This is a genomic window from Pseudomonas sp. TS_SC_3, from assembly GCF_056156225.1.
In genome coordinates this window covers 1,815,648-1,841,397 of the sequence record NZ_CM149586.1, presented here as the reverse complement: position 1 = coordinate 1,841,397, position 25,750 = coordinate 1,815,648, and the positions used below count along the sequence as shown (strand labels likewise).

Here is a 25,750-nt window from a genome sequence, read left to right as displayed (position 1 = left end):
GCCGCTGGAGATAACAATGAAAAACAATAACAAGATGCTTGGCTCGTTCCGCACTACCTTCACTACCAGCGCACTGGCGCTGGCCCTGAGTGCTGCTATGAGCAGCCAAGGCCATGCTGCCGAGCCGGTGAAAATCGGCTTGCTGCTGCCCTACACTGGTACGTTTGCGGCGCTTGGCGAAGCCACGACAAATGGCATGAAACTGGCGATCGAGCAGCAAGGCGGTAGCCTTGGTGGTCGTCCGGTTGAGTACGTGGTGGTCGACAGCGAGGCCAACCCCGGTAAAGCAGTGCCGAATATGCAGAAGCTGATTTCCGGCTCGCAGGTGGATGTCGTGGTTGGCCCCGTGCATTCCGGCGTCGGCATGGGGGCAGTCAAGGTCGCCCGCGAAACCGGTGTACCGCTGATCATCCCCAATGCCGGCTTTAACGTTGCCACCGGCCCGTTGTGCGCGCCGAATATTTTCCGCACCTCTTTTACTTCCTGGCAGACCGCTTACCCGATGGGCCAGGTTGCGGCGGATAAAGGCTACAAGAATATTGTCACCGTGGCCTGGCGTTACGGGTTTGGTACTGAGTCGGTTGACGGCTTCAAGGAAGGCTTCGAGAAGGCCGGCGGTAAAGTCAGCAAGGAAATCTATGTGCCGTTTCCTGATGTGGAATTTCAGTCGCAGCTGACTGAAATCGCCGCGCTCAAGCCTGATGCTGTGTTTGTGTTTTTCGCCGGCGGCGGGGCGGCTAAGTTTGTGCAGGATTACGCGGCGGCTGGCCTGCAAGGCAAGATCCCGCTGCTGGGCTCGGGCTTCCTCACTGAGGGTACTTTGGAGGCACAGGGCGCCTCTGCAACGGGTGTGCTGACGACGTTGCACTACGCAGACAGCCTTGATACCCCGCAGAACAACAGGTTCCGTGCGAACTACCGGCAGAAGTTTGGCAAAGAAGCCGATATTTACGCCGTACAGGGTTATGACACGGGCCTGCTGTTGGCGCAGTCGTTGGCCAAGGTTAAGGGCAATACCCAGGATCGAGCGGCCTGGAGTGCGGCGATGGCGCAAGCCAAAATCGACAGTCCACGGGGCGAGTGGAGTTTCTCCAAGGCGCATAACCCGGTGCAGAACATCTATCTACGCGAGGTACGTGAGGGTACCAACGTAGTGGTCAGCACGGCCGCGACGGCGCTGGCCGATCCTGCGCGCGGCTGCAAGCTCTAACACGCAGCGTTTACCCGCACCTTGGCCGCTAGTTGTGGGTCGGTGGGGCGGGTTGGTTGTGTCGTGTTGGCTTGCCGTTTTTTGGATACCGCGGTGTCGCACTTGGTCATAGCCGGCTATGACCCGTCGCACCGCCTGATCCAGAGACGCCTGCTCGTTTAACCCGACTCAATCGACCTGCTTTGCCAGCCATTTTTGGCCAGGGGGCGGCCTGCCTCATTTCCGACCTTGGTATTCACGATGGAAGTTTCCACCATTCTCATCCAGACCATGAACGGTCTGCAGTACGGTCTGCTGTTGTTTCTGATCGCCAGCGGTCTGACCTTGATCTTCGGCATCATGCACATCATCAATCTGGCCCACGGCGCGCTCTATATGGTCGGCGCGTACTTGGTGTATTGGCTGACGGGGCTAGTGGGTGATCTGTTTATCGCCATCCTCATTGGGGTGCCGCTGGCGGCGCTGCTGGGGGTGCTGATCGAGCGCTTTTTGATCCAGGCGCTATATCGGCGCGACCACCTCGATCAGGTGCTGATGACGTTCGGCTTGATCATGGTGATCGACTCGCTGCGCAGCATCATCTGGGGCAATGACGTACACAGCGTGGCCATCCCGGAACTGCTCAGCGGCTCGATCCAGCTGACCGAAACCCTCGAATACCCGGTGTACCGCCTATTTATTTCAGCGGTCTGTGCGGTCATCGCTTTGGCCATGTACCTGATCCTGCAACGCACCCGACTGGGCATGATCATCCGTGGCGGTTCCAGTAACCGCGAGATGGTGCAGGGCTTGGGCATCAACATTCGGGTTATTTACACCCTGGTGTTCGCCGCCGGTGCGGCACTGACGGCCTTCGCCGGGATGATTGCCGCACCCGTGTCGTCGGTTTATCCCGGCATGGGCAACCAGATTTTGATTATCGCGTTCGTGGTGGTGGTCATCGGCGGGCTGGGTTCAATTCGTGGCGCGTTCCTCGGCGCTTTGCTTGTGGGGCTTACCGCGACCTGGGGCGCGGTGCTGGTGCCGCAGTACGCCGGCATGGCCGTGTATGTGCTGATGGCCGTGGTGCTGTTGTTCAAGCCGCGCGGGTTGTTCGCCTAATTACCATTTCGAGGACATTTTCATGCACGCAATACCTCGCTCAATTCAGCTACTGCTACTGGCCCTGCTGCTGCTGATGGTCGCGTATCCGCTTTTCGGTGCCGGCCTGGCCGGTGAAAAGCACGACTTCTTCCTCCAGCAACTGACCAGCATCATGATCCTGGCCATTGTCGCCCTGGGCCTCGACCTGCTGGTCGGCGTTAGTGGCATGGTCAGCCTGGCCTCGGCGGCCTTCTTCGGCATGGCCGGTTACGCCCTGGTGCTGTTCGCTCCTGAGTATGAAGCGGTGAGCATCTGGGTAGCTTTGCCTGTATGCCTGGGCATCACGGCTCTGGCTGCACTGCTGATGGGGGTTCTGATCATCCGCACCTCGGGGATCTTCTTCATCATGGTGACAATTGCCTTCTCGCAGATGCTCTATTACCTGTTTCACGATGCGTCTTTTGCCGGTGGTTCGGACGGCGCCTACCTGTTTATGAAGCCGCAGGTTGCCATCGCGGGTGTGCAGCTGCTTGATCTGGAGAATCGCACCACCTTGTTCTATGTGGTGCTGACCTCGTTGACGCTGTTGTTTGTGCTGTTGCGCACTTTCTTGAGGGCGCCATTTGGTCGGGTTTTGTTGGGCATCAAGGAGAACGAACAACGGGTCTGCGCCATGGGCTACAACCCGTTGTTTTACAAACTGGTGGCGTTCGTCATCGCCGGCACCATCGCCGGCTACGCAGGCATGTTGTCGGCCACGCAGTATGGCTTCGTCAGCCCCGGCCAACTGAGCTGGCAGATGTCGGCACATATTCTCGTGATGGTTATTCTCGGCGGGATGGGCACCTTGTTCGGGCCGATTCTTGGCGCCTTTGCTTTTGAGGTCCTGCACCACTGGTTTGCCAGCTTAACGCCGCATTGGGAGCTGCCGATGGGCGTGGTGGTGATCTGCATGGTGCTGTTGCTGCCGCGCGGGATTGCTGGGCTGCTGTTGCAGTTGGCCGCACGCAAGCGCAACCAAACAGACGCGGTGAAAGGTCCCCGAGTGAGCAAGCAGGAGGTCGAGCAATGAGCGGATTAATTCTGGAAACCCGCGGCCTGAGCAAAGCCTTCGGTGGCTTGCGTGCCGTCAGTGATATCAGCCTGCAAGTGGCACCCTGCGAGATTCACGCGATCATCGGCCCCAATGGTGCCGGCAAGAGCACGATGGTCAATCTGTTATCCGGTCACCTGACGCCGAGCAGCGGCCAGGTGATTTTCAATGGCCAAGACATTACCGGCTTGGCACCTAACAAGGTGTCGCACCTGGGCATCGGCCGCAGTTTTCAGCGCACCAATATCTTCCCCAGCTTTAGCTGCTTGGAAAACTGCATGCTCGCCGCGCAGTCGCGGATGAAAAACTCCTTTCGCTTCTTCCGCCGCAGCGACCGCTATCCGGCGGTGCGTGAGCGCGCTGAGCAGGCGCTGCAGGCCTGCGGCCTGAGCAGCAAGGGGCACAGCATTGCCAGTTCCATGAGCTACGGCGAGCAGCGCCAACTCGAAATCGGCATGGTGCTGGCCACCGAGCCGAGCTTTTTGTTGCTGGATGAACCCATGGCCGGCATGGGCAAGGAAGAGTCGAGCCGGGTGGTCGAGCTGCTTGCCGACTTATCGCGTGAGTACTCGTTGGTGCTGGTTGAGCACGACATGGACGCGGTGTTCAGCATCGCCAAGACCCTGACTGTCATGGTCAACGGGCAGATGCTAGCCAGTGGCCCGCTGGATCAGGTGCGTAACGACCCTGCAGTGCAGGAAGCCTATCTCGGCGATGGTGAGGAGCAATTCTGATGACCAGTACAACGGCAGCAACCCCCTTGGTCGAGGTGCGCGGTGTGCACACCTTTTATGGCAACAGCCATGTGCTGCATGGCGTCGACCTGCAAATCGCCCCAGGCGAAACTCTGGCGCTGCTTGGGCGCAATGGCGTGGGTAAAAGCACCACCATTCGCTCGCTGCTCGGCCTGACCCCGCCGCGCAGTGGCGAGGTACGGATCAGGGGCGAAAACCTTACTGGGAGCGCCGCGCATAAGGTGATTCGTCGTGGCATCGGTTACGTACCTGAAGGGCGCGGCATGTTCCCCAACCTGACGGTGCGTGAAAGCCTGGTGATGGCTGCGCGGGCGGGCCTTGACGGGCGTCGCGACTGGGATCTCGACCGCGTGCTGCAGACCTTCCCGCGTCTGGCCGAACGCTTCAGCCATCTCACCGGCAACCTGTCTGGCGGAGAGCAGCAGATGGTCGCCATCGGTCGCGCGCTGATGACCAACCCTGATTTGATGATTCTCGACGAGGCCACAGAAGGCCTCGCGCCGCTGATACGCAAGGAAATCTGGGACGTGATTCGCCTGATTAAGGCCAGCGGTATAGCCACGTTAGTGGTCGACAAGAACGTCAACGTGCTGCTCGACCTGACTGACCGCAGCATGATCATGGTCAAGGGGCGGGTGATGTATGACGGCCCCAGCCAGGCGTTAAAGGCCCAGCCCGAGATCCTCCAGGCCCATATCGGCCTGTAACACCCACCCCGCGCCGCACGTTGGTAGCAGCCGAGCACAGGCCCCTGTGCTCGGCTTTCTTGCATGTGTGAATAAGTAGAGATGCTATGGATAATTTTCGCGCCGACAGCGCTGCCCGCAACTGGAAAAAACCGCTGGCCAGTCTGTTGTTGATAGGCAATGTGCTGGGGACTGTCGTATTAGGTGTTTTCGGCAGTGGCAGTTGGGAGCCAGGCTTTGCGTTGCTGCTGGTGGTGCCCGCGTTACTGGCGGGCTTCCTCTATTCGACCCAGCCGCCTCAGGTCATTGAGCGTGTGCTGCAAAACTGCGATTGGTCACAGCCGCCTTCACCCGAGGAGACTGCGTTGGCGGTGGTGCCTGCCGCTGTGGTGGATAGCACGCCTCAGCTTTTGCTTGACCCGGCGCTGAGCCGGCACCAACACGAACTGCTTAACGCCATCGAGCAGAGTCAGGCCGACATGCAGTTTGCTACCGAACTGGCGCAGCAGTCCGGCCAGAAGGTGACTAGCAGCGCCGAGAGCATTCAAGCGGCCAGTCAGTCGATTAGCGAGCTTGCCGATTATCTGCAGCGCACTGGGGAGGTGTTCAACACCCTGGGTGAGCAATCTCAGCGCATTGGGGCGATTGTCAGCAGCATTCAGGATATCGCCCGGCAGACCAACTTGTTGGCGCTTAATGCGGCCATTGAGGCCGCGCGAGCAGGCGAGAACGGCCGAGGTTTTGCCGTGGTGGCCGACGAGGTGCGCAACTTGGCTGTGCGTGCCAACGATTCCAGCGAACAGATCCGCCAGATCGCCGGCAACCTGCAGCGTTCGGCCGACGAAGCGCGGCTTGGCATGCAGCATGCCACCGACTCTACGCGCCACGGTCTGGACACCACCAGCGCTGCCCTGCAGGCCATGGCCGAGATGCGCGCAGGGGCCAAGGCGCGCCAGGAAATCGTACTGCGCATCGTCGCCCAGCTCGTCGGCCAGCGCGAACGCATCCTGCAGATGCAGGCGCTGTGTGCGGCAGCAGAAACGGCAGACTGAATGCGTAAGTTTGTTCGATTATCGAACAATAAGTCGATTATCGGATTGTTTGCGTGTCGGTCCGCGGGTACTTTTTCTCTGCCCGGCGTGTTGCTACGTCCCGATAACAACCGAGATCACCATGGCTGAAATTATTTCCCTGCATGACGCGGTTAAACGCTTCGTCAACGACGGCGATACCATCGCCCTCGAAGGCTTTACCCACTTGATTCCGACTGCGGCGTCGCACGAGATCATTCGTCAGAACAAGAAAGACCTGACGTTGGTGCGCATGACGCCCGACCTTGTGTATGACCTGCTGATCGGTGCCGGTTGTGCCAAAAAGCTGATTTTTTCCTGGGGTGGGAACCCCGGTGTGGGCTCGCTGCATCGCCTGCGCGACGCGGTTGAGAAGGGCTGGCCGCACCCGCTGGCCATCAGCGAGCATAGCCACGCGGCGATGGCCAATGCCTATGTCGCCGGGGCCTCGAATCTGCCGTTTGCGGTGCTGCGTGGCTACCAGGGCTCGGACTTGGTCAAGGTCAATCCAGATATCAAATTTATCGCGTGCCCTTACACCGGCGAGCAGCTGGCCACTGTGCCGAGCGTGCGCCCGGATGTGACCATCATCCACGCGCAGAAAGCCGACCGCGCAGGCAACGTGCTGATCCAGGGCATTCTCGGGGTGCAGAAAGAGGCAGCCTTGGCGGCTCAGCGTTGCATCGTCACCGTCGAAGAAATCGTTGATGACCTGCAAGCACCGATGAACGCCTGCGTATTGCCGAGCTGGGCGCTAACCGCCGTATGCGTCGTGCCGGGTGGTGCGCATCCGTCCTATGCCCACGGTTACTACGAACGTGACAACCGCTTCTACCAAGCGTGGGACCCCATCGCGCGAGACCGCGAAACCTTTACCGCCTGGATCGACGAATACATCCGAGGCACTGAAGATTTTGTGCAGTTCCAGGCGAAATTGAACGGGAAGGCCCAGTGATGAACGATTTCAACACCAATGAAATGATGACCGTGGCGGCTGCGCGCAATTTAGGTAACGGCAGCGTCTGCTTCGTCGGCATCGGCCTGCCATCCAAGGCGGCCAACCTGGCGCGCCTGACCCATGCCCCTGAAGTGGTGCTGATTTACGAGTCCGGCCCCATCGGTGCCAAACCGACCGTGCTGCCACTGTCCATCGGTGACGGCGAGCTGGCCGAAACCGCTGACACCGTAGTGCCGACTAGCGAGATTTTCCGTTACTGGCTGCAGGGCGGGCGCATTGACGTCGGCTTCCTCGGCGCTGCGCAGGTCGACAAGTTCGGCAACATCAATACCACGGTGATTGGTGACTATCACCAGCCCAAGGTGCGCCTGCCAGGCGCCGGTGGCGCGCCGGAAATTGCCGGCAGCGCGAAGAAAGTGCTGATCATTCTCAAGCAGGGCCATCGCACCTTCGTCGATAAACTGGCGTTCATCACCTCGGTTGGCCATGGCGAAGGCGGTGATCATCGCAAACGCCTGGGCCTGCCTGGCGCCGGGCCGGTGGCGATCATCACTGACCTGTGCATCATGGAACCGGAAGCGGGCAGCAACGAATTTATCGTCACCTCGATGCACCCCGGCGTGACCCGCGAGCAGGTGATTGAGAACACCGGTTGGCAGATTCGTTTCGCCGATGTGGTGACTACGACCGAGGCGCCGAAAGCCGAAGAACTGGCCGCACTGCGCGACCTGGAAGCCCGCACTGCCGTTGCCCACGGGCAGAAGGGGAGTGACGAATGAGCCGCGAGGTTTTCATTTGTGACGCCATCCGCACCCCCATTGGCCGTCTAAACGGTGGCTTGGCGCCAGTGCGCGCCGACGACTTGGCCGCCATCCCGTTGCGGGCGCTGATCGAGCGCAACCCTCAGGTTGACTGGACGGCCGTAGACGAAGTGTTTATGGGCTGCGCTAACCAGTCCGGCGAAGACAACCGCAATGTGGCGCGCATGGCGCTGCTGCTCGCCGGTTTGCCGGCCTGCGTGCCGGGTGTGACCCTTAACCGCCTCTGCGCTTCGGGCATGGAAGCCATCGGCGCGGCATTCCGCGCCATCACCAGCGGTGAGATGGAGCTGACCATCGCGGCTGGCGTTGAGTCCATGACCCGCGCCCCGTATGTGATGGGCAAGGCCGACAGCGCCTTTGGCCGCGCGCAGAAACTGGAAGATACCACCATGGGTTGGCGTTTCATCAACCCGGCGCTGAAACAGCGATACGGTGTCGAGACGATGCCGGTCACGGGCGACAACGTCGCCGAGGACTACGGCATCAGCCGCGCCGATCAGGACGCTTTCGCCCTGCGTAGTCAGCAACGTGCGGCTGCGGCCAAGGCCTCGGGTTATTACGCCGAGGAAATCGTTCCGGTACTGATCAAAGGCAAGAAGGGCGATACCGTCATCGATACGGATGAGCATCCGCGTGGCGACACTTCGCTCGCCGCGCTGGAAAAGCTCAAGCCGGTCAATGGTGAGGGTAAGACCGTCACCGCCGGTAATGCCTCAGGCCTTAACGACGGTGCCTCGGCAATGATTCTGGCCAGCGCCGAGGCTGTAAAGAAATATGGCCTCACGCCCCGCGCCAAAGTATTGGGCATGGCCAGCGGTGGCGTGCTGCCGCGCGTCATGGGGGTTGGGCCGGTACCGGCCGTGCGCAAGTTGCTGGCGCGCCTTGACCTCGATTTACAGGCGTTCGATGTGATTGAACTGAATGAGGCGTTTGCCGCGCAAGGCCTGGCGGTGACCCGTGAGCTGGGGCTGGCCGACGACGATGCGCGGGTCAATCCCAACGGCGGTGCCATTGCCCTCGGTCATCCACTGGGCATGAGCGGTAACCGCCTGGTGCTGACCGCTGTGCATCATCTGCAGAAAACCGGCGGTAAATATGGTCTGGCGACCATGTGCGTGGGTGTTGGGCAGGGCTTGGCCTTGGCGATTGAGCGCGTTTGAGCGGCTGAGTAACAGCCATAATCCACCGGTGATCCCCGGGCATGAACATGCCCGGTGTGACGGGCGCCTCGAGCGTCATGAGCGGTGGCCTCACCTCCAGACTTTCTCCCTTTAGGAGCCTGTATGACTGCCGTACAACTCGCCGATGGCGAACTGAATTACCTGCTCGAAGGCCCGGCGCAGGCACCGGTGCTGGTGCTGTCCAATTCCCTGGGCACTGACTTGCACATGTGGGACGCGCAAATGGCTGCGTTCACCGATCACTTCCGGGTGCTGCGCTACGACACCCGTGGGCATGGCCAGTCATCGGTCACTGAGGGACCTTATAGCATCGAGCAAAATGGCCGTGACGTGCTGGCCCTTCTGGATGTCCTGCATATTGATCGTGCGTTTTTCTGCGGGCTGTCTATGGGCGGGCTGATTGGCCAGTGGCTGGCGATTAATGCGCCGCAACGGCTGCAGCGTATAGTGCTGTGCAATACCGCCGCGAAAATCGGTAACCCGGATGTGTGGAACCCACGCATCGAAACCGTCCTGCGTGATGGCGCTGCGGCGATGCTGGCGCTGCGTGATGGTTCCATTGCCCGCTGGTTCACCCCGGCGTTTGCGGCTGCCCAACCCAGCCAGGTTGAACCGATTGTCGGGATGCTGGCGCAGACGTCGCCGCAAGGCTATGCCGCCAACTGTGCAGCTGTGCGTGATGCGGATTTCCGCGAGCAACTGGCCAGCATCACACTGCCGGTGCTGGTGGTTTGCGGCAGCGAGGACGCTGTCACTACGTCTGCCGATGGACGCTTTATGGTCGACCGTATTCGCGGCGCGCAAATGCTTGAATTGCATGCTGCGCACCTGTCGAACGTCGAAGCCGGTGCATTGTTTTCCAGCCGCGTGCTGGATTTCCTGCTGGCTTGAGAGCGACTCACTGCACGGCAGTGAGAACCACGTTTCTAAGCTGGCATGCCGGGGCGCGTGCTTTGTGCACCTCTGTTACACCGGTGCCGCGCGCCTCGAAGGTAACGGCAACGCTTTCATTCACTCACTGACCCGTTTTGGGGGCTAAGAACAGGCTACACACGTAGCCACATTGCTGAATGTGCACCGCGCTGATGACATCCGCGAGCCACTCTCCACCACGCGAGTAGCGTGATGGAGGAGGCCGCCGAATGGGGAGCATGGCCCTACCTTGTGGGCAAGGTCATGGCGCTGTGGCGCAAGGCACCTGCCTGTAGACAGGGCGGGCGACAGCGGCGGCGCAACGGTAGAGTGATGCTGAGCAGTGGTCAATTGCGATTATCGAGCTATGGTTCGATAATCGCTCATAACAGCCGTTCTGTTCAGGACAAACCAATGAGTGATGAACACTATTTGCCCCTGTCGACCCTGGCCCCGCCCATTGTCGCGTCGCCGGCCAAGCGTATCGAAGCCCTGACCGGCGACCCCAATTTCATGACGTCACTGGCGCGCGGACTCGCGGTTATCCATGCGTTTCAGGAGCGCAAGCGTCACCTGACCATTGCCCAGATCAGCCACCGCACCGAGATACCCCGCGCGGCCGTGCGGCGTTGCCTGCACACCTTGATGAAACTGGGTTACGCCACCAGCGATGGCCGTACCTATTCCCTGTTGCCCAAGGTATTGACTCTGGGCCATGCATATCTGTCGTCGACGCCGCTGGCGGTTACTGCCCAGCCTATTCTCGACCGCATCAGCGAGCAGCTGCATGAAGCGTGTTCGATGGCCACGCTGGAGGGAGATGAGATTCTCTACATTGCCCGTTCGGCCACGCCACAGCGGTTGATCTCGGTGGATCTCAGTGTTGGCAGCAGACTGCCGGCCTATTGCACATCCATGGGACGGATTCTGCTGGCCGGGCTGGCTGATCAGGCGATTGAGGAATACCTGAGCAGTGCCGATCTGCAGGTCAAGACCAGTCGCACCGTGCATACGCCGCAAGGGCTGTGGGACAGCATTGCACAAATCCGTGAGCAGGGCTGGGTGATCATCGATCAGGAACTGGAAGTGGGCCTCCGGTCGGTCGCCGTTCCGCTGAAAGATTCGGCAGGCCAGGTACTAGCCGCGTTGAATGTCGGCACCCACGTTAGCCGTACCTCGCGTCAGGAGCTCGAATCGAAGTTCTTGCCGGTGTTGTTAGAGGCCAGCACAGCCTTGAGTGAGCAGTTGTTTCATTAGACGTTCGTGATTAATTGGTAAGCATTTATGAAGTGCGCAACCTAGCCCATCGCACTCAGGGGGCGGCGCAGGAAATCGAAAAAATAATCGAAGTCGTGCAAGCATTTTCTGTTGTCCAGTCTCTGAACAGAAACGTGACACGCTAGCTATTGATATGAATCCGCAGCGTTCATTTTTTATGCGAGAGCTATCAGTAGTGCTTGCAAGCTTCTCAGCGCATACGTACAAGAATCAGATGCTGCACTAGCCTCAAGGGTTGAGACTGTAGGAGTGTCAGATGCGTGTGATGATTCTCGAAGACGATGTCTGGATTGCCGACCTGCTGCGTCAGATTGTTCACAGCTTGCGCCCTGAGGCTTTAGTCAGTTGCCAAGCTACGCTCAGTGATGCGCTAGCTGAATGGCTGCGCAATCCTGCCGATCTGGTCATTTGTGACTGGAACCTACCCGATGGCCCCGGCACTCGTTTGCTTGAGCAGGTACGTAAGCAGGATACCCAAGTCCCTTTAATCATGATCACCGGCCGTTCTGATCGGGACAGTGTATTGGCGGTTCGTTCACTGCATGTGAGCGCGTTTATCAGTAAACCCTTCCAGGTGCCAAAGGTTCTGGACTGCCTGGATCGCTTTCTACCTGTCGCGAGTTCGCCCAGTCCCATAGAAGCATCCAGTACCGGTAGCTTCGCGGAATTTATCAGCAAGCAAACCAGTGAGAATCTCTACATACCGCTGCAAGTGGGTGTGCTGGCTAAGCTCAAAGCCTTGGCTCTGCAACCTGCCGAGATGCGCAGCTTGCATAACCTTGCGCAGAATGAACCGGCGATTACCGCGCACTTATTGGCCGCCGCCAACAGCGCTCAATACCGCAGTGGCGGGCCACTCTGCATGAGCTTTGCTGAGGCTTTACGGGTGCTAGGAGCAGCCACTGGTTTGAACTTAGTGTTGGGTATCAGCCTGTGCCCTGGGGTTGAGCTTCGAGAGGTGGAGCTTGTGCTGTTGTCCTACGAGCAGCACGAGCAAATCCGGGCGCTGTGCAAGCGATTGGATGAGTTGGCAGTCGCCTGCCGTATTGACCCTGCGCCGCTTCACAGCGCGGCCTTGCTGCATCGTATAGGCGAGTTGTGCGTGTTGCAGCAAGCTCAGCTATGGCGCGATAAAGGCCATAGCTTGAGTCTGGAAGAATTAAGCGATGCTTTGGACACGTTCAGCAGTGGCCTCGCTGGGCGCTTAAAGTCGCAGTGGCGACTGCCCATCCCTTTGCGTGACCTTATTGGGGCTTTTTATGCGCTTCCCGCTATTAATACGCGGCGCGAAGCCATACTCATGCACCTTGTCGCCTGTGAAATCAGCACACAACCCGACCCTGCCAAGCTTGCTCGGTTGCGACGGCTTGCAGGCCTGAACTGACTAAAAGGTGCCTGACAACGCATGCGCAGACACAGCAGATTTATCACGCGTTCTATTGCACTGGGTGGCTGCTTTTGCCTGACGCTTGTGTTTGTGGGGTTGGCCTGGCAGGCACTAAATGAGAAAGAAAGCCTTTGGCAAGTTGCCCGCTATGGCGAACAACAGCAGTCAGCACAGCTAAACGCTGCCCGCGTTGATGAAGTCGAGAGTCTCCCTGGCGAACTGCGTAACTCAGATGGTGCGCTCAACCTGCACGACGACTATCCACAACACGCTAAACGTTTACTGCTCGGTCAATGGACAGTCGCCTGGCTTGGATCGGTTGTGCTGATGCTGTTGATGCTTTGGGCCAGCCGCTACAGTGCGCGCCAGCTGACGCGCAGCCACCAAACCGAACTACAGAAACGTGATCAGAGTAGCGAGCGTGCTCGTGAACTCATGGCGCTTATTACCAAAGCGCAAGCGGTCTACATCCAAACAGACAACCAACGCGAAAGCTTCAATGCACTGCTCAGCGACATCCTGCTAATGACAGCCAGCCAGTTTGGCTTTATTGGCGAGGTACTTCGCGATCGCCAAGGCGCGCCCTATTTACGTACCTATGCCATCAGCAATATTGCTTGGGACCAGGCCAGCGCGGATTTTTATTCTGAGCGTGTTGACCTAGGCATGGAGTTTCACAATCTAGACACTCTGTTTGGTCGTGTTATCCGAGAGGCCGCCCCACTGATCAGCAATAGCCCCGCCGAGGATCCTCGACGCGGTGGCTTACCTGCTGGGCATCCGCCACTGACTGCTTTTGCTGGATTACCGCTGTTCGCCAGTGGTCAATTTGTCGGCATGCTGGGCTTGGCCAACTGCCCGGGTGGATATGCGGAAGAGTTGCCCGAACAGCTCAAACCACTCTTGTCGACGTTGGGGCAGCTAATCGAGGCGCTACGGCGTGACATCTACCGCCAACAGACTCAGCAGCGTTTGCAGCGTCAAGAAAAAGCCTTGCGGGCGCTCAACGAGATTACGGCCTTGCCCCATTTGGACAGCCAGCAGCAACTGCACGCTGCCCTGCGCTTGGGTGCTGAGTTCTATGGCACCCCATTAGGTTTGATCAGCCGGATTGAGGGCGAGGATTATCACGTGCTGGCCCAGTGCTCTGCGTTGGGCGGTCTGGAGGATGGCCAGCATTTTAATTTGGGCCAAACCTACTGCAGCATTGCATTAGGCACTTCTGGCGTGCTGGCCATTGATCATATGGGCAATAGCCAATACGCCAGTCACCCGTGTTATTCGCAGTTCCGTTTGGAAACTTACATCGGAGCGGCTATCGAAGTCCGTGGGCAGATATTCGGCACATTGGCGTTTTGTTCTGAAGAATGCCGAGCCATCCCTTTTGACGATGCTGAGCTGGATTTTCTGCGCCTGTTTGCCCGCTGGGTTGGCGCAACACTGGAGCGCCAACAACAGGAGCTGGCCAGCCAAGCCTTGCTGCAGCGCCTAGATGAGTCTCAACGCATTGCCCGTTTAGGTCATTGGGAGGCCAATCTGGAGGACGGTAGTTTGTTCTGGTCAGAGCCCATCTATGGCATTTTTGGCTTTGATCCTGAGCATTTCACCCCCAGCGTGGAGGGCTTCAAGAGTTGCATTCATCCCGAGGACCTGGCCCTGGTCGAGGCCAGTGAGGCGCGGGTAATGGCCGGTGGTGAGCATGATGTGCGTCACCGCATCATTCGCCCCAATGGTGAGGTGCGCTGGGTACAGGAGTTGGCCTGCCTTCAGCCCAATCGAGACGGCAAAATGCTACGTCTGGTTGGCACTGTGCAGGATGTGACTGAACAGGTCAGGACTGAGGCTGCACTCAAGAATCAAAGCGAGCGCCTGCAAAGCATCATTGAAGGCACCCATATTGGTACTTGGGAATGGAACGTGCAGAGCGGCGCCACTGTGTTTAACGAGCGCTGGGCGGAGATCATCGGCTTTCGTCTGGATGAACTGGCCCCGATCGATATCAATACCTGGCTTAGTAAGGCTCATCCTGACGACTTGGAACGCTCCGGTGACTTGTTGCAGGCCCACTTCCGCGGGGAAACTCCCTACTACGACTGCCAATGCCGGATGCGCCACAAAAACGGGCACTGGGTTTGGGTGCATGATCGTGGGCGAGTGGTCAGTTGGAGTGCAGACGGGCAACCGTTGATGATGTACGGCACGCATGCTGACATCACTGAAGCCCGGCAACAGGAGGAGGCGGTTCAGCAGGCGCGCGTGTTCCTGCAGGCGGTGCTCGACTCAGCAACCGGGGTCAGCGTTATCGCCACCGATGCGCAGGGGCAGGTCACGTTGTTCAACCGGGGCGCCGAGCGCTTGCTTGGCTATAGCGCCCATGAAATTGTCGGCCATCACACGCCAGCGCTGTTTCACCTCGCCGAAGAAGTTGAGCTTCGGGGCAAGCAGTTAAGCCAGCAGACAGGGCTGCAAATCGAAGGTTTTGAGGTGTTTGTTCACCAGGCACGTAACGGAGAACCGCAAACCAGCCAGTGGACCTATCGCTGTAAGGACGGCAGCCAGCACCGGGTTAATCTGACCGTTAGCGCCATGTTCGACGACCAAGAGCAGATTACCGGCTTCCTCGGAATTGCCAGCGATATCACTGAGCTGCAAGCCGCCGCTCGCGCATTGCAGCTGAGCGAGGGGCGCTTTCGTGGCCTGGTGGCGAACCTGCCCGGGATGGTTTATCGCTGTGAAAATGATGCCGACTGGACCATGCGTTACATGAGTGAGGAAATCGCTCAACTAACCGGTTATCCAGCCAGCGACTTCATCGATAACCGCATAAGAACCTACGCCAGCGTTATACATCCCGACGATTTGCATATTACTTACCAGTCCGTCGATGCTATTGAGCGCAAGGAGGCTTTCGAGCTTACCTATCGCCTACTGCACGCAGATGGCCGTAGCGTATGGGTGCGAGAGCAGGGGCGGGGCGAGTATGGCCCGGATGGCGCCTTGCTGTGGGTATCCGGTTTTGTATGGGATATCAGCGACCGCAAAGCAACCGAGGATGCCTTGCGCGTTAGCGAGCAGCGCTTCAGCGGCGCGTTCAACACCGCGCCTCAGGGGATGGCAATGGTGGGCTTGGATGGCCGCTGGCTGGAGGTGAATGATGCGCTTTGCCGCATGCTTGGCTACAGCCGTGCCGAATTACTGCAGCTGGACTTTCAGCACATCACCCACCCCGACGACCTCGCGACTGACCTGCAGCTGCTCAATCGCCTGCTAGATGGCGACATCAGCGACTACCAGCTGGAAAAGCGTTATTTGGATAAACAAGGCGTGATTCTGTGGATACTCCTGAGCGTCTCCTTGGTGCGAGACGTATTGGGCAAACCGCTGCATTTTGTCTCGCAAATACAAAACTTCAGTGAGCGGGTCGCGGCAGAAAAGGCTGTGCGAGAACGTGAGGCGTACTTGAGCACACTGCTCGATAACGTTGTGGATGCCATTGTCACGTTCAACGAGCAAGGCCTTATCGAGACATTCAACCCAGCTGCTCAACACATCTTTGGTTATCGCCTCGATGAAATCCTGGGGCGCAGTATCCGGCTTCTTATGCCTGCAGAACGTGTGAGCGATGAGGGCCGGCTCACGAATTATCTGCAGCAAGATGTTGCGCGCATTCTGGACAAGAACGTTGAGTTAACGGCCCTGCGGTGTAATGGCGAACAATTTGTTATGGAGCTGGCGCTGTCGCAAATCACCCATCAGGGGCAGATCCGTTTTATTGCCGTGATCCGCGATATCAGCGAGCGCAAGCGTATTGAGCAGATGAAAAACGAGTTTGTTTCCACAGTCAGTCATGAACTGCGGACACCGCTAACCGCCATTGCCGGAGCCCTTGGGCTAATCAACGGGGGCGCATTGGGGGCGGTGCCGGTGGCAATGCAGGAAATGCTCCGTATCGCTCAGGGCAACAGCCTACGTCTGGGCAATTTGATTAATGACCTGTTGGATATGGATAAATTGGTCGCGGGCAAAATGACGTTTGAAATGCGTGAGCAAGCTCTCATGCCGCTGCTGGAAACCGCCATTGAGTCCAACCAACCCTATGCCGAGCAGCATGGGGTTGTGTTGCATCTACTTGAACCCGCGAGTGATCCACACGTTCTGGTGGACGCCCAGCGCCTGGCGCAGGTGTTGGCTAACTTGTTGTCGAATGCGGCCAAGTTTTCCCCGGCGGGCAGTACCGTTGACGTTGCGGTTGCCATTCAGGGGGATCACGCGCGCATCAGCGTGCGCGATCACGGCTCGGGTATACCGCAAGCGTTCCGCTCAAGGATATTCAGCAAGTTCTCTCAGGCAGATGCGACCGATACACGACAGAAGGGCGGAACCGGCCTTGGCCTGGCCATCAGCAAGCAGTTGATTGAGCAAATGGGTGGTCACATCGGCTTTGATTCGGTTGAAGGGCAGGGCAGCACCTTCTGGTTTGACCTGCCAGTGGAGGGTGAGCGTTGAGAGCCTCCAGCCCTCGCGGGCTTACTATGGCTGTGGCCTGCAGCCTGGCCATATTGCTGATGCTCGGTTTGGCTGTGGAGCTGTTGCTGCGCCAGTACAGCCTGCGCCAGCAACAGCTTGAGCAACAGCGGTTGCTGGCCAATGCCTATGAAGTGCGTGCGGTGTTGCTGGCAGAACTCAATGCCACTTTGCACCTGGCCACCGGTTTGGCCAGCTACATTCCCGCCAAGCAGGGGGAAATCGATGAGGCAGAACTGCAGCCCTGGCTGGTTGGGCTTTTTCAGCAGGGGCGCTACATCCGCAACATAGGTTTGGCCCCGAATAACCGTATCGACTTCCTTTACCCACTGGCCGGTAATGAAGCGGCTTTAGGGCTTTATTACCCCGACCAACCCAACCAGTGGCCAGCGATCCAACGCATCATCAGCAGTCGCCAGCCGCACCTCGCCGGCCCGGTCCCCCTTGTCCAGGGCGGGCAAGGGCTGATTTACCGCGTGCCGGTGTATCTAGACACTCAAGCCTATTGGGGGTTGATCAGTACCGTTATCGATTTTGACCGCCTTTCTGCGCAGGTCGAAGCAATCGCGCGCAAGCGCGGCATCGCAATAGACCTTCTGCCGCTTACTCACACAGCATCTGCTGAGCAAAATGGCGCTGTAGAACTGCCCGTTTCGCTTGCCGGTGCCCAGTGGCACCTTGTGGCCAGCCCCTTAGTCGCGACACATAAAGCGCTGTTCTGGCTGCGGGCACTGGGCTGGGGGCTGGCTCTAGTTGTCAGCGGTCTTATCGGTTTTGCCCTGTATACACAACAGCGCCGAGCCGGTTTGTTAATGGAGCTGAACCGGAGTCAAAAGGATTTTCTGCAGGCCTTCGAACTTGCCCCGCAAGGTATGGTTTTGCTGGATGCGAAAGGCGTGCTGCTGGTCGTAAACCAGGCCTTTTGCCAGTTGCTCCAACTAACGCCGGCGCACTTGCTGCAGCGTAACCTTCAGGCGCTATGCCCGCCTGCAGAACGTGAAGCGCTTCTAGAACACCTGGCCGCCATTCAAATGGGGCAAAACAGAAGCTGGTGTTTAACGCTGCTCGATGCCGACCAACTACCGATAGCCGTGGAATGCAGCGCCGCGATTCTTGGCCCCATGGGCTCTGCCGAGGGTATTCGCATTCTGCATGTGCAGGACATGCGCGAGCGCTTGCGCTTGCAACGCTTGCAGAGTGAGTTTGTTTCCAGTGTTAGCCATGAGTTGCGCACCCCATTGACTGCCATTGCCGGGTCCCTGGGCTTGATCAATGGCGGCGTGCTGGGCGAGGTGCCCCAGACCATGCAGCAACTGCTGCAAATCGCGTATACCAATAGCCTGCGGTTACAAGAATTGATCAATGACCTGCTGGATATGGAAAAACTTATGGCAGGCAAGATCCGGGTTGAGCTACGTGAGCATCAGCTCTGGCCATTGTTGGAGGATGCCGTGGTGCACAATCGTCCCTACACCGATCAGCATCAGGTTCAGCTGAAGCTACTGGGCCATGCTTGCGGGGTAAAGGTACTCGTCGATGAACAGCGGCTTGCCCAGGTGCTGGCTAACCTATTGTCTAATGCCGCGAAATTCTCCCCGCCCGGTGCAGTAGTAGAACTGTCGGCGCAAGTGCTGGATGGGCAAGTCCGGGTCAGCGTGAAGGATCATGGGTTAGGCATCGACGAAGGTTTCAAATCGCGCATTTTCAGCAAATTTTCCCAGGCCGATGCCAGCGACAGTCGGCAAAAAGGCGGTACTGGTTTGGGGCTCGCCATCAGCAAAGAGTTGATAGAACGCATGCATGGACGTATCGGTTTTGACTCAGCCCAACGCCAGGGCAGCACCTTCTGGTTTGAGCTTCCCATCAGTACAAACACCGTACAGGGTGTCAGCCTATGAACAGGCAACCGGGTCATCCATCTGCTCCGCCAAATGAGATCAGCCGACTGGCCGCGCTGCTGGCATTCGAACTGCTGGACACGCCAGCGGAGGCGATGTTCGACACGATTACCACGCTTGCGGCGCAAATCTGCGGTACGCCAATAGCGCTGATCTCGCTGGTTGACGCTGAGCGCCAGTGGTTCAAAAGCCGCTTCGGCCTCGATGCTGCGCAAACCCCAAGGGAGTTGGCGTTTTGTGCCCATGCAATTAACCATGACGACCTCTTCGAGGTGCAGAACGCCTTGCTTGACCCGCGCTTTTGCGACAACCCCTTGGTAGTCGGTGCGCCGGATATTCGTTTTTACGCCGGCATGCCGCTAAACGATGGCCGAGGGCATAACCTTGGCACGTTGTGCGTAATTGACACCTTGCCGCGTCAGCTCAGTGAGCAGCAGCGCAAGAGCCTGCAAATGCTCGCTCAGCAAACCGTGCAGCTTTTCGAGCTGCGGTTGCAGGCGCGCCATCAGCGCGAACAGGCGGCCCTGCACAAGGCCATGCTGGGCAGTGCAGGTACGGCGTTATTGGTGGTTGATCCCAACGGCTTGATTCAGCAAGCCAGTTCCGGTGTGACCACGCTTTTGGGCTACAACGCTGAAAAATTGCTGGGGCAACCGCTGGCATTATTGCTACCCAAGACGGCTGGCCAACTGCCTGATGCGCCGATGCGCCTTGCAGCACCTCGTGACGGCACTCAAACCCAACTGCACGAAGGGCAGATGCGTCACGAGTCCGGCGAGGCCGTGCCAGTGCTGCTGAACTTCTCGCCGATCTGTTTGGACGAAAAGTATGAGCTGGGCTATTTGTGCATCGTCCATGACCTGAGCTACCGCGAAGAGGTTCTGCAGCGGTTACAACTGCTTGCAGCCCAACTTCCCGGTGTGGTCTATCAGTTCCAGTTATTTGCCGATGGCCGCAGTTGTTTCCCTTATGCCAGCCAGGGGATTGAGGCTGTTTATGGCGTCAGTCCGGAATCAGTTAAGGATAATGCGGATGCTGTTTTTACCCTGATTCACCCGGATGATTTATCGACAGTGAGTGACAGCATTGCCAACTCCGCTGCTAGCCTGGGCGTGTGGCATCAGGAATACCGCATTTTACATCCGAGCAAAGGGCTCATTTGGGTGGAGGGGAAGGCCGCGCCGCAACGTCGCAGTGACGGTAGCGTGCTCTGGCATGGCTTTATCAGTGATATTAGTGAGCGTAAGCGTTTAGAGCAGCTTAAAAGTGAGTTTGTCTCTACGGTCAGTCACGAGCTGCGCACGCCGCTGACGTCCATCACCGGCTCGCTAGGGCTGATCAACGGCGGAGCATTGGGACCGGTGCCCGATAACATTCAAGACATGCTTCGCATCGCCGAAGGCAACGGCAGCCGTTTGCGTCAGTTGATCGACGACCTGCTGGACATGGATAAGCTGACCGCGGGAAAAATGTCGTTTAGCCTCCAGCCCATCGCGCTCAATCCCTTGCTGGCAGAGTGCACTGCCAGCCACCAAGGCTTCGCTCAGCAGCATGACGTTAGCTTGTTGCACAACGACGGTGACGACTTGTATCTACTGGCAGACCCGCTGCGCTTGCAGCAAGTGCTGAGTAACCTGCTGTCCAATGCCCTCAAGTTCTCGCCGGTGCACGGCGAGGTTAACCTTCACAGTGAACGCCATGGCGCTAACGTGCGCATTTTGGTCAGTGACCAGGGGCCGGGTATACCCGCAGATTTCACCAGCCGCATCTTTCAGAAGTTCTCCCAGGCAGATGCCAGCGACCGTCGAGAGAAAGGCGGAACAGGGTTGGGCCTGGCCATCAGTAAACAGCTTATCGAAGGTATGGGCGGCAGCATTGGCTTTACCAGCGCACCGCAACAAGGCAGTACGTTTTGGATCGAGCTGCCATTGGCTGTTAAGGAAGAGGCATTGTGAACACACTCGCTAAAGTGCTCGCTCAGCGTCCCAGGATGATGCCGTTAATTGTTCTGCTATGCGGCGTGCTCACTACGCTGGGGGCTTGGTACGGCCTGCGCCAGAATCAGCAAGCGGCTGCTGAGTTGCACTTTCAACAGCTTGCTGGCGAAGTGCTCGAAGCCATTGAAAAGCGCATGAACAATCATCGGCAAATTTTGCTGGGCGGCGCTGCTTTGTTTGATGCCAGTGATGCGATCAGTCGCGAAGATTGGCAGCGTTATGTCCGGCGGCTGGATTTGCAAACGCTTTATCCCGGCATACAGGGCCTTGGCTTCAGCCAGGTGATTCGCCCCAATCAGTTAGCCGATTTTGAGTCGCAGGTCCGTCAGGAGGGTTTTGCTGATTTTGCTGTGCGTCCCCCCGGCACGCGGGAGCTGTATACATCTATTCTTTACTTGGAACCGTTTACCGGGCGCAATCTGGCTGCATTTGGCTTCGACATGTATTCGGAGCCTATGCGCAGAGCGGCCATGCTCAGGGCGGCTCAAACCGACACACCGCAACTCAGTGGCAAAGTGACGCTGATGCAAGAAACCACCGGCTCTGCGCAGGCGGGGTTGCTGATGTACGTTCCCGTATACCGCGCAGGTGCGTCGCTGACCAATGCCAAGGAGCGGGTTGAGGCGTTGCGCGGGTTTGTCTACAGCCCATATCGGGTTACCGATCTGATGGCGGGTATTCTTGATGGCCATGAGTTGCAGATCGATTTTGCCCTGTTTGCGGGGCCAGAGGCCGACCCAGAGCAGCTGCTATTTATCAATGATTCCCGTGTCGATTTATCCCGCGCGGCCTTGAGCCAAGCGCAACTTCAATTGTTTGGCCAAACCTGGACCGTGGCCTTTCATGCGCAGCCTGGATTTTTCAAAGGCTTTCAGCAAGGGCAGGGTATTTTGCTGTTTCTGGGTGCGGTCATAAGCTTGCTGCTGTTTTTCTTCACGCGAGTGCTCGCGCAGGGGCAGCAGCAGGCTCTTGCACTGGCCAGTGAGATGACCGTGAAATTACGTCACAGCGAGGCACGGTTGCAGCGAGTTCTGCAAGGTGGCCATGATGGTTGGTGGGATCTGGACCTGGTGAGCCAAACCTTCTTTGCATCGCCCCGCGCCTGGCAGCTGCTTGGCTACCCGGAAGAGGGCCCGCAGCCGGCGCTGAGCGATTGGGCGCAAGTGATACACCCCGACGATCTACCTGCGCTAAAAAAACTGCTGCTCCCGTGGGGCGGTGAGCGCGAGCAATACCTGAACCATGAATGCCGCCTGCTAATGAAGGATGGTCAGTGTTTGCCGGTATTGCTGCGCGCATTGGTTCAGTATTCAGACGACGGCCAAATACTTCGTGCCAGCGGCACTGCGATGGACCTTCGCGAGCAAAAGCGTATCGAGCAGCTGAAGAACGATTTTGTCTCCACCGTCAGCCACGAACTGCGCACACCGCTGACGTCCATTTCGGGCTCGCTCGGCCTGGTCAATGGCGGGGCGCTGGGTAGCGTTCCAGAAGGCATGCGGCCGATGCTGGAAATTGCGCAACAAAATAGTCTGCGCCTTTGTCACCTGATTAATGACCTGTTGGACATGGACAAGCTTGCCGCAGGCAAGCTGAGTTTCGAGCTGAGCAACCTGGAGCTGGGCGCGCAACTCACTGAAGGTTTGAACAGTAACCAATCTTATGCCAGGCAACATCAGATCGAGCTGCAGCTTGACGCCGTACCAGCGGTGCACGTGCGAGCAGACCCCATGCGCTTGCAGCAGGTCTTGGCCAACTTTCTTTCGAATGCCATTAAGTTCTCCCAACCCGGTGCTCAGGTGCGCCTGCACAGTACGCTCCGTGATGGTCGCGTCCGGGTCAGTGTGACTGACCAGGGGCGCGGTATCCCTGAGCATTTTCGCAGCCATATCTTCCAGAAGTTTTCCCAGGCCGACACGGGTGATCAGCGTCAGAAAGGCGGTACGGGGCTGGGACTGGCCATTAGCAAAGAGTTGATCGAGCGCATGGGCGGGCACGTTGGTTTTGACTCATCAGAGGGTAACGGCAGCACGTTCTGGTTTGAGTTACCGGTGCTCGCCAGCCATACGCCACTGCAGGACCGACTGCGGCCAAGCATTCTGGTGGTAGAGGACGAGGCCGATATCGCGCGCTTACTGCAAATGCTGTTGCAAGGCGCGGGCTATCGGGTATTACTGGCCTATGACCTTGCTCAGGCCCGGCAGATACTTAACAGCGAACCCGTTGCCGCCATCACGTTGGATCTTCGTTTACCCGACGGCAATGGTATGGAGTTCATTCAGGAAGTTCACCGCGACTTCGCCGCGCGCGAGCTGCCAATTTTGGTGATCTCGGCCGCAAATGAGCACGGTCAGCTCAGCTTGCAAGGTGGGCTGCATGTCGTTGATTGGTTGGACAAGCCGATTGACCCAACCCGTTTGTTGGGTGGCTTACGTCGAGCCCTCAGTGGTCTGCGTGAAAAACCACGCATCCTGCATGTTGAAGACGACACAGACCTGCGCGCGGTAATTGCAGAGCAGGGGCGTTTTCTGGCGGATTTTGTGGGTGTGGCATCGTTAGGCGAGGCCCGTGAATTCCTTAACGCGGGTAGCTTGGACTTAGTGTTGCTGGATTTAAACCTGCCCGATGGCAGTGGCTTGGACCTTATCGAAGAGGTGCACCAACTCTGTCCTGGGTTACCAATAGTGGTGCTTTCATCAACGGACCTGACAGCCGAACAACTCAGCCGTGTGGAGGCCGCACTGGCCAAATCGAGAACGGAGGCGCAAGACTTCCTTGATGTTCTGGCCCGCCTGCTTCCAACCAAGGAGAACAACCATGCCTGAGCTCAAACGTATTTTGCATGTTGAGGACGATCCCTCAATCCAGGCTGTTGCCAAGGTGGCTCTAGAAGCCGTGGGTGGCTTTCAGGTTTTAAGCTGCAGCAGTGGCCAAGACGCTCTCGATCAGGTGCTGGGCTTTGCGCCCGATTTCATCCTGTTAGACGTGATGATGCCCGGCATGGACGGCCCCCAAACGCTTGAGCAGCTCTGTCGCTTGGTTGATATCACACAGATTCCAGTGGCCTTTATGACCGCCAAAGTGCAACCAAACGAGATAGAGCACTACAAAGGGCTCGGTGCACTGGATGTGATCATCAAACCTTTTGACCCCATGCAACTGGCGGCACAAGTGCGGGCTATTTGGAGTCAGTCACGTGGATAAGCGACAACAGCAAATGGCAGATCTGCAAGCTCACCTGCAGCTGCTGGGTGAGCAATTCACTCAGCGGCTAAGGGAAGAACTGCCGCAATTGGCGGATAAAGCGCTACTGCTTAAAAACTGCTCAAACCCCAATGAGCAATTGCAGCACTTAAATGCGTTGCGCGATCAGTTACATAAGCTGGCCGGCAGTGCGGGTACTTTTGGTTTCAGCGATTTGGGAGACCGGGCTCGTTCACTCGAACAACAGACTCAAGAGTGGCTCAGCAGCATCACGTTTCAGAACCGCGGCCTGCTGACTTTGGTTGAAGAGTTGCAGCAGCTGGCGTGTATTGACCCATCTTCGCCAACTGTAGCCAAGGCTACGGCACCCGCCCTCAAAGCTCCTGTCAGAGGACCTCGGGCTGAGGGGGCTTATAAAATTTACATCCTCGAAGATGACGTCAAGGTGGGTGAAGTCATCCGCTTAACACTCAATACCTTCGGCTATCAGGCGTGGCATTTCTCGACCATTGCCGCTCTCGATGCCGCTTTAGGTCAGCAATTGCCTGATGCACTCATCATTGACGTTAACTTGGGCGATAGCCAACAAACTGGCTTGGACTACGCCGCCTCGTTGCAGCAGCGCCTGGAGCAGCAACTGCCACTTCTCGTACTAACAACCCAAAACGATTTCCACACTCAGCTGCAGGCCGCCCGCATTGGCGCCATGGGTTTTTTTAGCAAACCGGTGGATGTAGCCAAACTGGAAAATCGCCTGGAGCGTTGTTTCACCCAGCAGAATGGTGAGCCCTATAGGGTTTTGATTGTTGATGACGACCTTGAGCTATCCAATCGCTATCGGCTGGTGCTGAGTGACGCCAATATGCTGGTCGAGGTTGTCAACGACCCCTTGCAGCTGTTTGACATCATGGCCAAATTCCACCCTGAGGTATTGGTCCTGGACGTCAACATGCCCGGCTGTTCGGGGCCTGAGCTGGCGCAGATGGTTCGCTTCAATGATGACTGGTTGCGGGTGCCGATTATTTACCTCTCTGCTGAAACTGACATTGCTCTGCAGATGAGCGTTTTAATCAGGGCCGGGGACGACTTTGTTACTAAGCCAATTTCCGACAACAGTTTGATCGCGACGGTATTCGCCCGTGCGCAACGTGCGCGGTTGCTCAGTAATGCACTTTCACGCGACAGCCTTACGGGCTTACTCAAGCACGCCGATATTAAAGAGCAGGTGGCTATCGAGCAGGAGCGTGCCCAGCGAAGCGGCAAACCGTCGAGTGTAGTTATGTTGGATATAGACCACTTCAAAAAAGTCAACGACACCCACGGCCATGCGATTGGAGACAACGTCATACGTGCGCTGGCCAATCTGCTGCGCCAGCGCCTGCGCAGGATAGACAGCCTTGGGCGTTATGGTGGGGAAGAGTTTATGGCGGTGTTGCCAGACTGTAACGGTGAGCAGGCGGTGCGGATTCTCGATGAAATTCGCCAGCAGTTCTCAAGCATCAGCTTTGCGGGTAATCAGTGCGATTTTCACGTCACCCTGAGCGCTGGCGTTGCTTCTAGCCAAGGGCGTACAGCCAATGAGCTAATGGAAATGGCTGACCGAGCGTTGTACACAGCTAAGAATAACGGCCGTAATCAGGTGCGACTGGCCACTGAGGAAGCGGACGCCTAATTCCCTTGCCTACCAACACTG

At 57.8% G+C, this 25,750-nt stretch carries 17 protein-coding genes and 1 pseudogene; all 18 read left to right on the top strand.

Translation table 11 applies throughout. From position 1 onward, the window contains the following. Positions 1-16: 16 nt before the first annotated feature. The 18 genes and pseudogenes from AC0J6G_RS08860 (at position 17) to AC0J6G_RS08775 (ending at position 25,729) form a co-directional block, all read left to right on the top strand. A complete protein-coding gene (locus AC0J6G_RS08860; RefSeq protein WP_475253211.1) occupies positions 17-1,210 on the top strand; it encodes an ABC transporter substrate-binding protein in 1,194 nt (397 codons plus the stop codon). Positions 1,211-1,450: 240 nt separating this feature from the next. Further along, positions 1,451-2,311 (top strand): branched-chain amino acid ABC transporter permease, encoded by an 861-nt coding sequence (locus AC0J6G_RS08855; protein ID WP_475253209.1) that lies wholly within the window; start codon positions 1,451-1,453, stop codon positions 2,309-2,311. 22 nt (positions 2,312-2,333) lie between these two features. Continuing rightward, complete coding sequence (locus AC0J6G_RS08850) at positions 2,334-3,365, top strand: branched-chain amino acid ABC transporter permease (protein ID WP_475253207.1); 1,032 nt, start codon at positions 2,334-2,336, stop codon at positions 3,363-3,365. After that, positions 3,362-4,120 carry an ABC transporter ATP-binding protein gene (locus tag AC0J6G_RS08845; RefSeq protein WP_475253205.1) on the top strand — a complete coding sequence of 253 codons (759 nt, stop codon included), beginning with the start codon at positions 3,362-3,364 and terminating at the stop codon, positions 4,118-4,120. The genes AC0J6G_RS08850 and AC0J6G_RS08845 overlap by 4 nt, the downstream gene beginning before the upstream one ends. Beyond that, complete coding sequence (locus AC0J6G_RS08840; RefSeq protein WP_475253203.1) at positions 4,120-4,848, top strand: ABC transporter ATP-binding protein; 729 nt, start codon at positions 4,120-4,122, stop codon at positions 4,846-4,848. The genes AC0J6G_RS08845 and AC0J6G_RS08840 overlap by 1 nt, the downstream gene beginning before the upstream one ends. Positions 4,849-5,483: 635 nt before the next feature. Next, positions 5,484-5,879, top strand: a pseudogene (locus AC0J6G_RS08835) (methyl-accepting chemotaxis protein); the annotation flags it as partial. A 121-nt stretch (positions 5,880-6,000) separates the two neighbouring features. Further along, entirely contained in the window at positions 6,001-6,852 is an 852-nt protein-coding gene (locus AC0J6G_RS08830; protein WP_475253201.1) for a CoA transferase subunit A, read from the top strand. Continuing rightward, positions 6,852-7,634, top strand: coding sequence for a CoA-transferase subunit beta (locus AC0J6G_RS08825; RefSeq protein ID WP_475253199.1), 783 nt, complete (start codon positions 6,852-6,854; stop codon positions 7,632-7,634). Before AC0J6G_RS08830 ends, AC0J6G_RS08825 begins: the two co-directional genes overlap by 1 nt. Next, entirely contained in the window at positions 7,631-8,836 is a 1,206-nt protein-coding gene (gene pcaF, locus AC0J6G_RS08820; protein WP_475253197.1) for a 3-oxoadipyl-CoA thiolase, read from the top strand. The genes AC0J6G_RS08825 and pcaF overlap by 4 nt, the downstream gene beginning before the upstream one ends. A 123-nt stretch (positions 8,837-8,959) precedes the next feature. Continuing rightward, positions 8,960-9,748: a 3-oxoadipate enol-lactonase gene (gene pcaD, locus AC0J6G_RS08815; RefSeq protein WP_475253195.1), complete on the top strand. Its 789-nt coding sequence runs from the start codon at positions 8,960-8,962 to the stop codon at positions 9,746-9,748. A gap of 435 nt (positions 9,749-10,183) precedes the next feature. Beyond that, entirely contained in the window at positions 10,184-11,026 is an 843-nt protein-coding gene (locus AC0J6G_RS08810) for an IclR family transcriptional regulator domain-containing protein (RefSeq protein ID WP_475253193.1), read from the top strand. Positions 11,027-11,303: 277 nt separating this feature from the next. Next, positions 11,304-12,431, top strand: a complete 1,128-nt coding sequence (locus AC0J6G_RS08805; protein WP_475253191.1) for an HDOD domain-containing protein — start codon at positions 11,304-11,306, stop codon at positions 12,429-12,431. A gap of 21 nt (positions 12,432-12,452) precedes the next feature. Continuing rightward, on the top strand, positions 12,453-16,940 hold the full coding sequence (locus AC0J6G_RS08800) for a PAS domain S-box protein (protein WP_475253189.1): 4,488 nt from the start codon (positions 12,453-12,455) through the stop codon (positions 16,938-16,940). A gap of 26 nt (positions 16,941-16,966) precedes the next feature. Further along, positions 16,967-18,856, top strand: a complete 1,890-nt coding sequence (locus AC0J6G_RS08795) for an ATP-binding protein (RefSeq protein WP_475253187.1) — start codon at positions 16,967-16,969, stop codon at positions 18,854-18,856. Beyond that, positions 18,853-20,811 carry an ATP-binding protein gene (locus tag AC0J6G_RS08790; RefSeq protein ID WP_475253185.1) on the top strand — a complete coding sequence of 653 codons (1,959 nt, stop codon included), beginning with the start codon at positions 18,853-18,855 and terminating at the stop codon, positions 20,809-20,811. The genes AC0J6G_RS08795 and AC0J6G_RS08790 overlap by 4 nt, the downstream gene beginning before the upstream one ends. Then, complete coding sequence (locus AC0J6G_RS08785; protein WP_475253183.1) at positions 20,808-23,678, top strand: CHASE domain-containing protein; 2,871 nt, start codon at positions 20,808-20,810, stop codon at positions 23,676-23,678. The genes AC0J6G_RS08790 and AC0J6G_RS08785 overlap by 4 nt, the downstream gene beginning before the upstream one ends. Continuing rightward, positions 23,671-24,057, top strand: a complete 387-nt coding sequence (locus AC0J6G_RS08780; RefSeq protein ID WP_475253181.1) for a response regulator — start codon at positions 23,671-23,673, stop codon at positions 24,055-24,057. Before AC0J6G_RS08785 ends, AC0J6G_RS08780 begins: the two co-directional genes overlap by 8 nt. Further along, the gene (locus AC0J6G_RS08775; protein ID WP_475253179.1) at positions 24,050-25,729 is read left to right on the top strand and encodes a diguanylate cyclase; all 1,680 of its coding nucleotides are present in this window, start codon (positions 24,050-24,052) and stop codon (positions 25,727-25,729) included. Before AC0J6G_RS08780 ends, AC0J6G_RS08775 begins: the two co-directional genes overlap by 8 nt. The last annotated feature ends 21 nt before the right edge of the window (positions 25,730-25,750 follow it).

Bases quoted from the DNA above. Each gene is read 5' to 3' on its own strand.
- AC0J6G_RS08810 (WP_475253193.1), top strand. From the start codon at position 10,184: ATGAGTGATGAACACTATTTGCCCCTGTCGACCCTGGCCCCGCCCATT.
- AC0J6G_RS08805 (WP_475253191.1), top strand. From the start codon at position 11,304: ATGCGTGTGATGATTCTCGAAGACGATGTCTGGATTGCCGACCTGCTG.
- AC0J6G_RS08780 (WP_475253181.1), top strand. From the start codon at position 23,671: ATGCCTGAGCTCAAACGTATTTTGCATGTTGAGGACGATCCCTCAATC.
- pcaD (WP_475253195.1), top strand. From the start codon at position 8,960: ATGACTGCCGTACAACTCGCCGATGGCGAACTGAATTACCTGCTCGAA.
- AC0J6G_RS08840 (WP_475253203.1), top strand. From the start codon at position 4,120: ATGACCAGTACAACGGCAGCAACCCCCTTGGTCGAGGTGCGCGGTGTG.
- AC0J6G_RS08845 (WP_475253205.1), top strand. From the start codon at position 3,362: ATGAGCGGATTAATTCTGGAAACCCGCGGCCTGAGCAAAGCCTTCGGT.
- AC0J6G_RS08825 (WP_475253199.1), top strand. From the start codon at position 6,852: ATGAACGATTTCAACACCAATGAAATGATGACCGTGGCGGCTGCGCGC.
- AC0J6G_RS08850 (WP_475253207.1), top strand. From the start codon at position 2,334: ATGCACGCAATACCTCGCTCAATTCAGCTACTGCTACTGGCCCTGCTG.
- AC0J6G_RS08795 (WP_475253187.1), top strand. From the start codon at position 16,967: ATGGCTGTGGCCTGCAGCCTGGCCATATTGCTGATGCTCGGTTTGGCT.
- AC0J6G_RS08790 (WP_475253185.1), top strand. From the start codon at position 18,853: ATGAACAGGCAACCGGGTCATCCATCTGCTCCGCCAAATGAGATCAGC.
- AC0J6G_RS08830 (WP_475253201.1), top strand. From the start codon at position 6,001: ATGGCTGAAATTATTTCCCTGCATGACGCGGTTAAACGCTTCGTCAAC.
- AC0J6G_RS08860 (WP_475253211.1), top strand. From the start codon at position 17: ATGAAAAACAATAACAAGATGCTTGGCTCGTTCCGCACTACCTTCACT.
- AC0J6G_RS08855 (WP_475253209.1), top strand. From the start codon at position 1,451: ATGGAAGTTTCCACCATTCTCATCCAGACCATGAACGGTCTGCAGTAC.
- pcaF (WP_475253197.1), top strand. From the start codon at position 7,631: ATGAGCCGCGAGGTTTTCATTTGTGACGCCATCCGCACCCCCATTGGC.
- AC0J6G_RS08800 (WP_475253189.1), top strand. From the start codon at position 12,453: ATGCGCAGACACAGCAGATTTATCACGCGTTCTATTGCACTGGGTGGC.